Source organism: Desulfobacula sp., assembly GCF_021107415.1.
Genome location: NZ_JAIOSW010000104.1, coordinates 1 through 15,521, shown reverse-complemented (window position 1 = coordinate 15,521; position 15,521 = coordinate 1). Strand labels below are relative to the sequence as shown.

The window sequence follows — 15,521 nt, the reverse complement described above, 5'->3', positions numbered from 1 at the left end:
GTTAAGCAATGCCACCGGTCCCACCGGCGGTAAGATTTTAATGCGGAACACAAACAATCAATTTACAGAAGAACCCAAAAGCGTGGCCATTGTTCATTGTGTCGGATCCAGGGATGTAAATTATCACGAATACTGCTCAAGGGTCTGCTGTATGTATGCCTTAAAATACACGCACCTTATCAAGGAAAAAGTGGGACCTGATACAAAAGTCTATGATTTTTATATTGATATGCGGTGTTTTGGTGAAGGGTATGAAGAATTTTATCAAAGGTGCCAGGAAGAGGGAACGATTTTTGTCCGGGGGAAAGTGGCCCAGATCACCGATAAGGCTCAGGATCCTTCTGAACAGGGAAAACTGATTGCCATTGCAGAAGACACTCTTTTAGGGGAACTGATTCGGGTACCCGTGGACATGGTGATTCTCTGCACAGCCATCCAGGCAAGAGAAGATACCGGGGATGTGGGAAGGGTGTTTGGTGTTAACCAGGGGGCGGATGGATTTTTTCTTGAAGAACATCCCAAACTTGGCCCCCTGAATACAGCAACAGAAGGGGTTTTTCTCTGCGGCTGCTGCCAGAAGCCCATGGATATTCCGGATACAGTATCACAGGCCTCTGGAGCGGCGGTAAAAGCGCTGGCGCTTGCTACAAAAGGCAGTGTTGATATCGCTCCCACCATTTCCTTTATAGACCCTGATGTCTGTATTGGTTGTAAAACCTGTATCACCCTTTGTCCGTATACAGCCATTGAATTTGATGAAAGAAGGCAGGTTTCGGTCGTTAATGAAGCCATTTGTAAAGGATGCGGGAGTTGTTCCGGGATTTGCCCAAGCGGTGCAGCACAAAGCCGTCATTTTACCAAGAAACAGATTTTTGCCGAAATCGGCGGAATTTTTTAAGGAGAATAATATGGAAAAATTTGAACCGGTCATCATCGCTTTTGTCTGCAATTGGTGCACATATACGGCTGCGGATCTTGCAGGGACGTCAAGATTGTCCTACCCCACAAATATCCGCCTGATCCGGGTTATGTGCACGGGAATGGTGGATCCCCAATATGTGATCAAGGCATTTCTTGAAGGAGCGGATGGTGTTTTAATCAGTGGGTGCCATCCGGGGGACTGCCATTATATTAACGGAAACTATAAGGCAAGACGCAGGATTAAGCTGTTAAAAGAAATTCTTCCGCGGTTTGGAATTGAAAAGGATCGATTGCGGTTGACCTGGATCGGTGCCAGTGATGGTATTGAATTTGCCGAGATGACGACTCAGCTGAATGATCAAATAATTGAAATGGGGCCTTCTCAGACAAGATTGAATAAGGCCATATGATGTAAAGGAAACCTTTGCCATGATGATTAAAATAGAGCAAGAGGATAACAGTCTGACCAAAGGGTTGCAGCAGTTTTTTAAAAAGCTTCTTGAGACGCAGGAGATTGATGCCCTTTTTTTGCCGGTTCGGTTAAAAGACTCATTTTCCATAATGCCGTCCCTGGTGACAGATCCGGCTCAAATAGAGAATGCAGTGCCGTTAAGCCCGGCCTTTCCACTTAATTCGGGAAGGATGGTATCACGGCTTTCATATAAGGAATCGGGAAGAAAAACGGCTGTATTGTTACGGCCCTGTGAAATACGGGCATTTATTGAACTGATAAAGCTCAAACAGGGATCCAGGCAGGAATTGATTCTTATAGGGATTGATTGCCCCAAAGCATTGACATTGTCTGATTATACGGCGTATATGGAAAAAGATCCATTGGATGATGATGCCTATATCCAAAAGGTGTTTTCTGCAAATGAGGAAACCCTCAATGGATTTAGTTTCAGCAGTGCCTGTAATACCTGTGAGAATCCGTTTCCCGTGAACACGGATATGAATATACTCCTGCATGGTGTTGATCTTTCAAACGGTATGATGGTGGAATCCGGCAGTGAGGCAGGCCGGAATATTCTGGAAACTCTGAATATGCAGCAAGCATCAGAGCCTGAGAAGCGAGATGAGGTGGTGACGCAGATAAAAGAGGCAAATTCAAAGGCAAATGAGGCAATGATTAAAGACATTGAAGAAAAAACCAATAGCATTACCAAACTCAATGCTTTTTTTGACCGGTGCATTAACTGCTATAACTGCCGGAACATGTGCCCGGTTTGTTATTGTAAAGAGTGTGTCTTTAATACGGATGTATTTTATCATCAGCCGGTTCAATATCATCAGTGGGCAGAAAAAAAGGGAAGTATCAAGCTGCCTACTGATACGGTTTTTTATCATCTCACACGGCTGGCCCATATCAGCCATGCCTGTGTGGGGTGCGGTCAGTGTTCAAATGCATGCCCCAGTGATATAAATGTTTTTGAAGTCTTTAAGAGCGTGGCTCAAACTACCCAGGCAGCGTTTGAATATTTACCCGGGATAGATGAAAACGATCCCCCGCCCTTATCAGTTTTCACCGAGAAAGAGTTTGAGGATATTGTGGGTATAAAATGATTTTTCTGGAGGTAAAATGAATATGGCAATTGGTAAAACATTGGTTGCCGGAGCCGGGTTAAGCGGTATCAGATCTGCACTGGATCTGGCTGAAACAGGATACAAGGTTCTGCTCGTTGATCAATCAGATCACATCGGCGGTCTTTTATGTCAACTCGATAACCAGTTTCCCACATCCAAATGCGGGTATTGCAGGATGCTGCCCATGTTTGACAGGGATCAGTCCTCCCAGCATTGCCTGAGAAAAGGGCTTTTCCATGAAAATATCGAGATTCTCTTATCAACACAATTGATGTCTGTTGAAGGGGAACCGGGTGATTTGAAAGTAACCCTTAAACAAAACCCCTCCTTGATTGATTCGTCTTTATGCACGGGGTGCGGTGAATGTGAACGTGTCTGTCCTGTTCTTGTCAATGATCCTTTTAATGAAGGGCTTACAAAAAGAAAGGCGGTTTATCTTCCAAGCCCTCAGTCTTTTTCCAATACTTATACTATTGATTATACAGCATGTACGAGGTGTGGAGAGTGTGAAACAATATGCCCCACAGGCGCCATTAAATTTATAGACCAGGACAGGGAAAAATTTAAGATTCTGGTGGTGGACGATGAAAAAATAGTCCGGGATTCTATGAAAGAATGGCTTAAGGAAGAGGGCTTTTCCGTAGCAACGGCGGATTCGGGGCAAAAAGCCCTTGAGTTGATGGATGATGTGCCGTTTAATATGATGCTCACCGATATCAAGATGCCGGGTATGGATGGTGTCGAGCTGCTGGCACAGGCAAAACAAAAGAATGATGATCTGTGTGTTATCATGATGACAGCTTATGCAGCCGTGGATTCAGCAGTGGATGCCATGAAGCAGGGGGCACTTGATTATTTGACCAAACCCTTTGATCCGGATGTGCTGATTTCCATGACACTGAAGGTCTATCATGAATTTGAGATAGCTGAAGCAAGGGTTGAACAGGTGGATGCCCTGATTCTTGCCGGAGGTGCGCAGTTTTTTAAACCACAACTGGGTAAGAATCCTTATGGCTACGGTGTTTTGCCCGGGGTTGTCACTGGAATGGAATTTGAACGGCTTATCAGCGGTACAGGGCCTGGTAAAGGAAAATTAATTCATCCGAAAACCGGCAAACCTGTACGAAAAATTGCCTGGTTTCAATGCGTGGGATCTCGGGATGTCCAGGCAGGTGCCGGGTTTTGTTCCAGTGTCTGCTGTATGATTTCCATAAAAGAGGCCATTTTAGCCAAAGAAAAGTTTGGTCATGACCTTGAGGCCACGCTTTTTTACATGGACATGAGAACCATTGGCAAATCTTTTGATGAATATAAACTAAAAGCTCAAAATGAAAATCAGATCAGGTTTGTCAGGGCAAGGATTCATTCCCTTGATGAAGATTTAAAAAAAGATGGTTCCGGCCTTTTGGCAAGGTATGTGGATCTTCAGGGAAATATCCATGAAGATGAATTTGATCTGGTGGTTCTGGCAACAGGGCAGAGACCGGCCAAACAGATGACAGAACTGGCAGTAAAAAATGATATTATCATCAATCCATGGGGATTTATTGAAACCAATCCTTTTTCAATGATCAAGACATCAAGGGAAGGGATTTTATCCGGTGGATCTCTTTCAGGGCTCAAAGATATCAGTGAATCCGTTACCTGTGCGTCAGCAGCAGCTCTTGGGGCCTGTAAGATCATGCATGAGGCTGGAAAGCAGACAATTGACGCACATGCAATAGATATAGATGATCTGACAGTTCTGGCAAGGGAAAATCCAAGAATTTTAACGGTGTTGTGCTCTTGCGGCAACGATCTTTCCCAAACGCTTGATTTTGAAAGTTTGAAATTGCGTTTGGACAGAATTCCGGAAAACCAATCCGTTGAAATAATGGATAAACTCTGTACGGATGAAGGATGGAAAACTTTAGTTGAGATGATTCAAAAAACAAATCCCAATCGGCTTATTCTGGGAGCATGTCTGCCCTGTATCCAAAAACAAAGGGTGAAAGAACTTGGAAAGGAATCAGGACTTCATTCAAGCCTTATAGAGACCCTGGACATCATCTCAATTTTAAAGCAATACCCGGATTCACAAATTCCTGAAACAACCCAACGGATTGAAAGAGAGTTAAAAGCCTTGGTATCAAAGGCCAGATTTAAAAACCCCGTGCCAAAAGAACGACTTGAATCAAATCAGAATGCCCTGGTCATTGGAGGCGGTATTGCCGGCATCACGGCAGCCCTGTCAATTGCAGACTGCGGATTTCATGTAGATCTGGTTGAAAAGGATGATGCCATTGGCGGCAATCTGTTGTGGATGGACAAAACCGTTGATGGTCTGGATATTCAGGTGTATCTGGACGAAAAAATAAAAGAACTTGAATCTCATAACCAGATTACGATCCATAAAAAGACAAAGATTGAAAGCACAGCACAGCATCCGGGAGAATTCGTCACTTTTTTAAAAAAGGATGATGAGCCAAAGGACCCGGGTAAAACGATTTTGCACGGGGTGACCATTCTGGCCACAGGGGGGAGCCAGGCACCACTTACGGCGGATACGGATAATCCGCAGCAAAAAGAGCTGACCCAGAAATAGTTTGAAATTGCCGTTCAAGACCAAAGAATAGATCCTGAAAAACTGGAAACTATTGTGATGATCCAGTGCTCCGGAACAAGAGATGAAAAACGCAATTACTGCTCCAGGGTCTGTTGCATCAGGGCCTTGAAAAATGCACTTTTTCTTAAAAGTCAGAATCCTGATATTCAGGTTTATATTCTTTACAGGGACATGATGAGTTATGGATTTTATGAGGAATACTACACCGAGGCAAAAAACAAAGGAGTGATTTTTTTCCAATACGATTCTGCAGACAAGCCTGTAACCCAATTACAGGAAGACAAGGTTCTTGTCAGAACCCGTGATCTTTTACTTGATATGCCTGTGGAGATCGAGGCTGACTGCGTTATTCATGCCACCGGGATTCTGCCGGATCTTCCAGCGGCACTGGCAGATCAATATGGGGCAGCCTTGGATACATTTCATTTTTTCAGAGAAGCAGATTCAAAATTTCGACCGGTGGACAGTATGAACTACAGGGTTTTTTCCTGCGGGTTGTCGTTAAAACCGTGTACCATTGAAGAGGCTGTGGCAACAGCCGAGGCTGCGGCAATCAGGGCCATACGAATTCTTTCCCATGAGCGGCTGGTATCTGGAAAAATTGTTGCAGATACCCGTACCGCGACTTGCAGTATGTGTGAGATGTGTGTTGATACCTGTCCCTATGGTGCTCGATTTGTTGACAGCCTGGAGGAAAGAATTGTGGTCGATCCTGCTGCATGCCAGGGATGTGGCGTGTGTGCGGCTGTCTGTCCAAGCGGTTCTGCTGTTTTGGAGGGACTTGACCGTCGGCTGATGTTTGACGTAATTGATATGGCATTGTTGTGATATTTTTAGATTGGTGAGGATTTGGATGAAAAAATAAAAAGGGGAAAGATGATGGGCCAGGCAAATAACAAAGGTTATTTGGAACAGACCGAGACGATCAAGACGATGGTACAGACATGCATTCAATGCGGCACCTGTACAGCATCCTGTCCGAATATTGAATTTATGGACATTACTCCCAGGCATATGTGGCGGTTGCTGCTGACAGATCATGTAGATGCACTTTTTTCAAGCAAATCTTTTATTATGTGTTCATCCTGTTATTACTGCACCTTAAGATGTCCAAGAGGACTTGAGTTGACAAACGCCATGAGTCTGTTGAAGCAGGCGGCTTCAAAATTGAGATTAAAGCAGTTTCGACGATCTTTTCTTTTTTATGAAGCCTTTTTAGACAGTGTTGAAAAGCATGGCAGGGTCAAGGAGATGGAATTTATGACCCATTATTTTATTTCAATGAAAAATCCTGTGATTCCATTTGCCTACGCATCTTTAGGACTCAAGCTGCTGGCCAAAGGAAAGATTCGGCCCGAACTTCCGTTTGGCGGCAAAGGAAAGTTAACCGCATTGTTTAAAAAAGTAGCAGAACTGGAGGCGTGAGATGAAATATTTATATTATCCGGGCTGTTCATTGGAAGGAACCGCTGCTGAGTATGATATTTCCACAAAAATATTATTGGAAGCGGTGGATGTCCAACTGGAGGAGATTGAGGATTGGACCTGCTGCGGTGCCTCGGCAGCTGAGTCCAAAAGCCATCTGTTGTCCTATGTGCTCCCGGCAAGAAATCTTGCCCTTGCAGAAAAAATGAACAGCTCAAATCAAATACTTGTGCCCTGCAGTGCCTGTTACCTGAATCTTAAAAAGGTCGAAGAGGCTATTAAAAAGGATAAGGATCTGCTGGGGAAAATTAATATTGTCCTTGCCGAAGAAGATCTTATTTTAAAAGGGGGTGTGGTAGTAAGGCATCTTCTGGATGTTCTGTCAAATGATGTGGATATCGAGGAAATGAAAGAGGCATCTCAAAATAAAATGTCGGGTTTTAGTATTGCACCCTATTATGGGTGCCAGTGTCTGAGGCCTTTTGCCGTTTTTGATGATCCTGAAGACCCTCATTCCATGGATGCATTGATAAAAGCGACAGGGGCGCAGCCTTTTGAATGGGATATGGGGGCTCAATGCTGCGGTGCGTCCAATACCAGCACAAAACCCGAAGCAGGGTTGGCGCTTGTGGGAAGAATTTTAAAGGCTGCAAAAGGAGCGGATGCTATTGTGACTGTCTGCCCCATGTGCCAGATGAATCTTGAAAGCAGCCAGAAAAAGATATCTCAAAAAGAAGGGATAGATCTTGAAATTCCGGTTCTTTTTCTTCCGCAATTTTTAGGACTTGCCATGGGAAAGACCCAAAATGATATGCGGCTGGATTTAAACCTTTCAAATACAGGGACATTGATAGAAAAGGCAATATGAATAATTTTATCAAATATCTGAAACACAGCCTTGTTTCAAAGCTGATTATTTCTGTCGGGCTGACGGTCATCCTCTCCATATCTGCCTGGGCTTACTTTAATATCAGTAATATCAAGACCCAGATCATGAAAAATGTTATTGCCAGTACAGACCGGCTGACAAACTCCATCAAGCTTGGCACCCATTATGCCATGATGCTTAATTCCAGGGATGATATCACACAGATTATTAATAATATTGCCACACAGCCGGAAATTGAAAATATTCGGATATACAATAAAGAGGGCCAGATAAAATTTACCAATCAAAAACAAGAGATTGATAAAATTGTTGATATCAAGGAAGTGGCCTGTGATATCTGCCACAAACAGGAACCGCCGCCAGCCCGGATCGGTTTGCAAACAAGAACCCGATTTTTTCAATCGGAAAAAGGACACAGGCTTTTGGGAATTGTCCAGCCCATCTGCAACGAGCCCGGCTGTGCCACTGAATGTCATTTTCATCCGGCGCATCAAACCATACTGGGTTCCCTTGATGTGGTTGTCTCCCTTGAGCAGACAGACCGTCAGATATTGAAAATTGAAAAAGGGATGATAAAGTTTGCTTTTTTCACCATTTTGATCACATCGGTAATCATCTTTTTTTTCAGTTTGCAATTTGTAAAAAAACCAATTAGCAAACTGATTGAGGGGACCCGGAAGATTGCAGAAGGTAAATATGACGAAAATATTGATATTGGAAACGAGTATGAAATCGGGCTTCTTGGTACAGCCATAAAAAAGATGGGTACCCAGATTGGATTAGACCAGGCAGAATTAAAAAAGCAGAGAAACGAATACCAAGCTCTCTTTGAAACAGCTCCCTGCTTGATTACTGTCCAGGATAAAGACTACAGGTTGTTAAGATGGAATAAGGTGTTCAAAGATAGATTTGATCCAAAACCGGGATCTTATTGTTATCGTGCTTACAAAGGCCTGGGAGAAAAATGTTTTGATTGCCCGGTTGAAAAAACCTTTGTGGATGGAAAATCCCATTACGGCGAAGCAGAAGGGATGGGTAAGAACGGTGAAAAAAATTATTGGATGTTTATCACCTCTCCGGTGACAGATGCTGAGGGAAATGTCGTTGCAGCCATGGAGATGAGCATTGATATCACAGCAAGGCGCAGGCTTAAAAAAGAACTGCAACGGTCGGAAGAAAATTACCATGCCATATTTAATAATATTTCAAATCCCGTGTTTGTGGTGGATATTCAAACATTTGAGATACTTGATTGCAATATTAAAGCACTTGAAGTGTATGGGTATTCCAGAAAAATTTTATTAAAGAAATTATTTTCAGATTTTTTTATTGAAGAAGAAAAAACAGAACTCGTTGAAAAAATAAAGTCAGGACAGGAGATTAATAAGGTCAAGCACATCATCCAAAATAGTGGTTCCATCTATGTTGACATGTGGGCATCTCCATCTAAATATTCGGACAAAAAAGTGCTGCTTGTCACTATTAATGATATTACCAAACGTCTTGAAACGGAACAGCATCTGATCCATGCAAGCAAAATGGCCACTCTGGGTGAAATGTCAACCGGTATTGCCCATGAATTGAACCAGCCTTTGTCGGTTATTAAATCAGCCTCCAGTTTTTGTATGAAGAAGATGCGAAAAAAAGAGATAATAGATAAAGAGATTTTTGATAAACTCATTTCAAAGATTGACAATAATGTGGATCGCGCTGAAAAAATCATCCACCATATGCGCCAGTTTGCAAGAAAATCAGATGTCAAACTTGCCCGGATACGTATAAACGATGTGCTTCAAAGAACATTTGAGATGTTTAACCAGCAACTTAAAGTTCATGGTATTGATGTTATCTGGGATAAAAATGAGGCATTGCCTGAAATACTGGCTGATCCGGACAGGCTCGAGCAGGTGTTTATCAATCTTGTTATCAACGCAAAAGATGCCATAGAAGAAAAATGGGAAAAAGAGGAAATAGACCGGGGTGATAATGACAGGATTACTATTGTCACACGATCGACTGATGCTAGGGTCATCATTGAGATACATGATACAGGTATAGGAATTCAAAAGGAAGCAGTAGATAGGCTGTTTGAACCGTTTTTCACCACCAAGGAAGTGGGAAAGGGAACCGGTCTTGGGCTGTCTATCAGTTACGGCATTGTCAAAGAGTGCTCCGGTTTGATTCGGATAGAAAAATCAGAGCAGGGCGGGGCTGTTTTTATTATATCCTTTCCTGTGATTGATTCCCTGGAGGATGATTTGGTATATGAAAGCTAACAGTATTGAGGGAATATGATTAATAAAAACCAAATATCCATATTAATTGTCGATGATGAAGAAGATATCCGGGATGTTCTTGAGATTGCATTAATAGATAGTGGATATACGGTATTTCTTGCTGAAAATGGTGAAATAGCTCTAGATATATTCAAATCAAAAAGACCGGATATTGTTATTACCGATATTAAAATGCCGATCATGGACGGTATTGAATTATTAAGACGGATCAAACGAGAAAATCCATTAACAGAAGTTTTGATGATCACAGGGCATGGGGATATGCATTTGACCATTCGAAGCCTCAAATATGACGCCATGGATTTTATCACCAAACCTGTTAATGTGGATATTCTTGAAATTGCCATTGAAAAAGCAATTGAAAAAATTGTGGCAAGACAACAACTTTTGGAGTACACTCAAAAGCTTGAGCTTCTTATCCTTGAAAAGTCAAAACTGGCAGACCATCTGTCATCCTTAGGATTGATGATTGGAAGCATTTCGCACAATATCAAAGGGCTTTTAACCAATCTTGACGGTGGTGTTTACGTGGCACGATCCGGGGTGAAAGCTGAAGATAATAAAATAATCCAGGAAGGCTTAGGACTGCTTGAGCAGGCAGTTGACCGGATAAAAAAGATGATCATGGATATTTTATTGTATTCCAAGGAAAGAAAACTCAACAGGACTGCCATTGATACAAAAACTTTTATTGAACAAATTAAAGAAATAGTTGAGTTAAAACTGAAAGGAAAAAAGATCGCCTTTTCATGCAATAATTCTGATTTTCCCGATTCCATGTATTTTGATAATGAATTTATGCTGGCAGCCTTGATCAATATTCTGGATAATGCCATTGATGCCTGTATGGCGGATACAGAAAAGAAAGAGCATGAAATTGGGTTTGAAATTTCAAAAAAATCAGGTCAATTGGTGATTTATATCCATGACAATGGCTGCGGCATGGACACTCAAACAAAAGAAAAAATATTCAACCTGTTTTTTTCTTCAAAAAGCACAAAAGGAACCGGATTCGGGCTTTATATTTCAAACTCCATTATCAAACAGCATGGCGGATCAATCCATGTGACGTCCATAAAAGGGAAAGAAACCCGTTTTAAAATAATCCTGCCGGATAAAATTTAATTAACCACCCGATTTTATCGGGAGAATTTCGAGTTTATAAATATGATATCAAAATTAACTACGCATGTTCAAGAGTACTTTTGGAATGACTCTTTAGCTTCCGGAGCTGATTTATTATCTGTTTCGCGGGAGCGTATTTTTTACGCAATCTTTATTACTGCCGCTATTGTTGGGTCTTTTATTTACATTACAAGTTCAGCTTATTCAATCAGGCATGGATTGTGGGTCAATCTTTTAGTTCATACGCTTGGTTATTTATTATTGTTGGGCATTATCCTGGTTCGTCGTATCCCTTTTAAAATTCGTGTCTGGATGGGTGTGCTTCTTGTATATTTACTTGGGGTGTTTGCCCTGTTTGCTAATGGCTTACCAGGCAGTGCCCGTGTCTATCTATTTTCTTTTTCTATTGTTACTTGTCTTCTTCTTGGGTTTAAAGCAGGTTTAGTAAGCCTGATCCTGAATTTTATTACTATGATTATAGTGGGATGGATGGTAAATACAGACTACCTGGTGCTATCAAATACACCCAATGCAAAAGAAATCTGGTTCATCATCAGCTTAACTTTTCTATGGCTGAATAGTATCATAATTGTTTCTCTTTCAGTTTTGATCCGCAATCTGGAATTGGCTTTAATTAGAGAAGAAAAAGATAGTCGAGAATTGTCAGTGTCACATGTCCAAATTGAAAAAAAAATTGATGAAGAAAAGCAGCTCAGAACGGCATTACAGAAAAGCGAGAAACAATATAAAAAATTATATTCCATGATGAGATTAATGAGTGACAATCTGCCCGATCTTATATGGACAAAAGATTTAGAACACAGGTTTATTTTTGCAAACAAAGCGTGTTGTGAAAAAATGCTTAATGCCAAAGATACGGACGAACCTATTGGAAAAACAGATTTGTATTTTGCCGCCAGGGAAAAAAAATCCCATCCTGAAAATCCTGACTATCATACATTTGGAGAGACATGCACGAATTCTGACCTGGCAGTTATAGAAACAAAAAAAACGCAGAAATTTGAAGAGGCAGGAAATCTTAAGGGCAGATTTGTTTGTTTTGATGTCTATAAAACGCCTTTTTGGGATGAAAAGGGTAACCTGATAGGAACAGTCGGTTGTGCCAGAGATATAACAAAAGAAAAAGAAATAAATAAAAAAAAGTTGAAACTTGAATCCCAACTCCGACAGGCCCAGAAGATGGAAGCAATCGGCACACTGGCAGGAGGCATTGCCCATGATTTTAATAATATTCTTTTCCCTGTATTTGGCTATTTAGAGATGATGATGGCAGATGTTCCAGAAGACAATCCATTATTTGACGATCTTACAATGGTTCTTAACGGGGCCAAACGGGCGCGGGATCTGGTCAAACAGATCGTCATGTTCAGCCGCCAAACCGAACATGAGAAGAAACCCTTGAAGGTGCAGCTTATTATCAGGGAGGTTTTAAAGCTAACCCATTCTTCATTGCCAACAACTATAGACATCCGTCAAGATATCAGCGATGAGTGCGGATTGGTCATAGCAGATCCTACTCAAATCCATCAGATCGCCATGAACCTGATTACAAATGCCTATCATGCCATGGAAAAAACAGGTGGAAACCTGACGATTAAACTCAAAGAGATCGAGTTGACCTTGGGAGACTTAAAAGATCCAGCTATGGTTCCGGGTACGCATGTCTGTCTGACAATAGCCGATACAGGCCCTGGCATGGATCAGAGCGTCATCGCCAGAATATTTGATCCTTATTTTACCACCAAGGAAAACGGCAAAGGAACGGGGATGGGCCTTGCAATTGTCCATGGCATTGTTAAAAGTCATGGCGGGCATATCAGCGTTTACAGCGAACCCGGCAAAGGGACTGAATTTAAGGTTTGTCTGCCTGTGATCAAACTTCGGAAGACTATACAGAGAATTGAACCTGATTTGCTGCCCATCCAGAAAGGAAATGAACGCGTTCTTTTGGTTGATGACGAGGATATTATCGTTCAGGTGGAAAGAAAAATGCTTGAACGATTGGGGTATCAGGTGACTGTTCGAGCCAGCAGTATAGATGCTTTAGAGGCATTTCGAGCCAACCCTGACAATTTTGATTTTGTTATAACGGATATGACGATGCCGAACATGTCGGGAGACAGGCTGGCAGTTGAATTAAATAAAATTCGTCCGGGTATTCCCATATTACTTTGTACCGGGTTCAGTGAGACCATGTCCGAAGAAAAAGCGGCATTTATAGGCATTAAGGGTGTTCTATTAAAACCGGTTACGATGAAAAATTTTGCTGATAAAATACGTGAAATGCTGGATAATGAGGACACTCCAGTTCATATGTAATTTTCAAAAAAGGGTGATATGATACAACAAAACGAAATAATCATGTTTCTATTGGGTATGGGTTGTATGGTTTTTATATTGCTAAATAAACGGGAAGTGAAACGCATTCCAGTAGCAAAAATTCTTATTGCAGGGTTCTATGTTCTTTTGGCCGGGTATGTTTTCACTATCCTTGAAGGTTTGTTTTGGAAGGATTTTTTAAATATCCTGGAACATATTTGCTACACAGTCAGTTCGATAATAATGGCTGTCTGGTGCTGGAAGATATCGATCTATAAAAAGGACGCTAAATAATGTCTCTTGTGGCAACTATTGATTTTGTTTCTTTTCTTGCGGTCATTGTCTCCTTGATATTTTTGGGGAGAGGGTGGAATCGGGATCTGCCGTGTGATATTAAATTATTGATTTTTGGGCTTCTTGGATTGACCTTATTTCATCATTTCAGCAATATTCTTGAATGGGGGGAAATCAGCAACGCATTGGACCTCTGGGAGGATTTCCTAGAATTACTGATCCCTATTTTGTGGTTTATTCTTATTTATAGTTATTTAAAAGAGCTATCAACCGATGATTTAAAAAAGAGTGAAAGAAGGCTGAAAGAATCACAAGAAATCGCACAAATGGGACAGTGGGAATTGGATTTGATTTCAAATAGCTTGTATTGGTCGGATGGAATTTATTCTCTTTTTGAAATCAATCCGACAGGATTTAATGCATCTTATGATGGGTTTATTAATGCTGTACATCCCGATGACAGGGAATTGGTTGATAAAGCCTACACTGATTCTATTAAAAATAAAACCTCGTACAATATAATACATCGCCTTTTGCTTAAGAATGGAACGGTTAAACATGTTAATGAAATTTGTCGTACTGAATATGATGAGAATGGCAAACCACTACGCTCAATTGGAACAATCCAGGATATTACGGCACTAAAACAAGTGGAATTAAAGTTGGCTGAGAGCAAAGAAAAATATCGGTCCATGATGGAATCGATTTCTGATGCAGTCTATATTTGTTCACCAGATTATCGAATCGAATATATGAATCCTGCAATGATCCAAAGAATCGGCCATGATGCAACAGGTGAAAATTGTTTTAAGGCCATTCATAGTTTGGAAGAAAAATGTCCCTGGTGCCAGGCATATAAAACACAACAAGGAGTCTTTCTTGAGACAGATATTGTCAGTCCAAAGGATAACCGTTCTTATCATATTTCCCACTCACCCGTTGTTCATGAAAACCGTATAGTTTCAAAAATGGCCATTTTTAGAGATACCACTGATTTAAAAAAACTTGAATCTCAACTCCGGCAAGCTCAAAAAATGGAGTCCATTGGCACATTGGCCGGCGGCATTGCCCACGATTTCAACAATATTCTTTTTCCAATATTCGGTTATCTGGAAATGATCCTGGAAGATGTTCCTGAAGACAGTCCCTTGCATGGTCAGCTTGAAGAAGTCTTTAACGGAGCCCAAAGAGCACGGGATCTGGTTCAACAGATACTTACATTCAGCCGCCAGTCGGATCATGAACTCAAACCGTTAAAAATTCAGATAGTCATCAGAGAGGCTCTAAAACTTCTTCGATCATCCATACCAACTACCATTAAAATCAGCCAAGATATAAAAAATGATTGCGGTTTGGTGATGGCAGACCCCATTCATATTCATCAAATCATTATGAATCTTTGCACCAATGCTTTTCATGCCATGGAGGAGACAGGTGGTAAATTGACTGTCACCTTGAAAGAGGTTGAGTTAACAATAGATGATTTAAAAGACCCGACCATGATTCCGGGACCTCATGTCTGCCTGATAGTAGTCGACACCGGACATGGCATGGAGCAGCGTATGATAGATCGAATTTTTGACCCCTATTTTACAACAAAAGAAAAAGGGAAGGGTACGGGTCTTGGCCTTGCGGTCATACATGGCATTGTTAAAGAATATGCCGGACATATCAGTGTTTACAGTGAACCGGGCAAAGGGACTGAATTTAAAATTTATCTGCCTGTGATTCAAGCCCGCAAGGAGGCAGCAAAAAATGAAATTGATTTGCCCATTCAAAAAGGAAACGAAAGCGTTCTTCTGGTTGATGACCAGGATGCCGTTGTTCAGATGGAAAGAAAAATGCTTGAGCGGTTGGGATATAAGGTGACCATTCGAAACAGCAGCATTGATGCCTTAGAGGCATTTCGAGCCAATCCTGATAATTTTGATCTTGTTATAACAGACATGACCATGCCCAATATGACAGGAGACAAACTGGCTGCAGAATTGATTAAAATCAGGCCTGATATATCTATTATTCTATGTACCGGGTTCAGTGA

General features: G+C 41.4%; 12 protein-coding genes. All 12 read left to right on the top strand.

Annotated features, from left to right (window positions below):
• On the top strand, positions 1–898 hold an 898-nt coding region (locus K8S13_RS05490; RefSeq protein ID WP_291461050.1), incomplete at its 5' end, for a 4Fe-4S dicluster-binding protein.
• A gap of 10 nt (positions 899–908) precedes the next feature.
• On the top strand, positions 909–1,331 hold the full coding sequence (locus K8S13_RS05485; RefSeq protein ID WP_291461049.1) for a hydrogenase iron-sulfur subunit: 423 nt from the start codon (positions 909–911) through the stop codon (positions 1,329–1,331).
• Between the two features lie 19 nt (positions 1,332–1,350).
• Positions 1,351–2,484 (top strand): 4Fe-4S dicluster domain-containing protein, encoded by a 1,134-nt coding sequence (locus K8S13_RS05480; RefSeq protein WP_291461048.1) that lies wholly within the window; start codon positions 1,351–1,353, stop codon positions 2,482–2,484.
• 16 nt (positions 2,485–2,500) lie between these two features.
• Positions 2,501–5,089, top strand: coding sequence for a response regulator (locus tag K8S13_RS05475; RefSeq protein ID WP_291461046.1), 2,589 nt, complete (start codon positions 2,501–2,503; stop codon positions 5,087–5,089).
• A 57-nt stretch (positions 5,090–5,146) separates the two neighbouring features.
• On the top strand, positions 5,147–5,938 hold the full coding sequence (locus K8S13_RS05470) for a 4Fe-4S dicluster domain-containing protein (protein ID WP_291461044.1): 792 nt from the start codon (positions 5,147–5,149) through the stop codon (positions 5,936–5,938).
• A gap of 21 nt (positions 5,939–5,959) precedes the next feature.
• Positions 5,960–6,535 (top strand): 4Fe-4S dicluster domain-containing protein, encoded by a 576-nt coding sequence (locus tag K8S13_RS05465; protein ID WP_291461043.1) that lies wholly within the window; start codon positions 5,960–5,962, stop codon positions 6,533–6,535.
• Position 6,536: 1 nt separating this feature from the next.
• Complete coding sequence (locus tag K8S13_RS05460) at positions 6,537–7,403, top strand: CoB--CoM heterodisulfide reductase iron-sulfur subunit B family protein (protein ID WP_291461042.1); 867 nt, start codon at positions 6,537–6,539, stop codon at positions 7,401–7,403.
• Positions 7,400–9,700 (top strand): ATP-binding protein, encoded by a 2,301-nt coding sequence (locus tag K8S13_RS05455; RefSeq protein ID WP_291461041.1) that lies wholly within the window; start codon positions 7,400–7,402, stop codon positions 9,698–9,700. Before K8S13_RS05460 ends, K8S13_RS05455 begins: the two co-directional genes overlap by 4 nt.
• Positions 9,701–9,715: 15 nt before the next feature.
• Complete coding sequence (locus tag K8S13_RS05450; RefSeq protein WP_291461040.1) at positions 9,716–10,846, top strand: hybrid sensor histidine kinase/response regulator; 1,131 nt, start codon at positions 9,716–9,718, stop codon at positions 10,844–10,846.
• 42 nt (positions 10,847–10,888) lie between these two features.
• Positions 10,889–13,186 carry a PAS domain-containing sensor histidine kinase gene (locus tag K8S13_RS05445; RefSeq protein WP_291461039.1) on the top strand — a complete coding sequence of 766 codons (2,298 nt, stop codon included), beginning with the start codon at positions 10,889–10,891 and terminating at the stop codon, positions 13,184–13,186.
• 18 nt (positions 13,187–13,204) lie between these two features.
• Positions 13,205–13,480 carry a hypothetical protein gene (locus K8S13_RS05440; RefSeq protein ID WP_291461038.1) on the top strand — a complete coding sequence of 92 codons (276 nt, stop codon included), beginning with the start codon at positions 13,205–13,207 and terminating at the stop codon, positions 13,478–13,480.
• A partial coding sequence (locus K8S13_RS05435) for an ATP-binding protein (RefSeq protein ID WP_291461037.1) occupies positions 13,480–15,521 on the top strand: 2,042 nt, incomplete at its 3' end. The genes K8S13_RS05440 and K8S13_RS05435, both read left to right, overlap by 1 nt.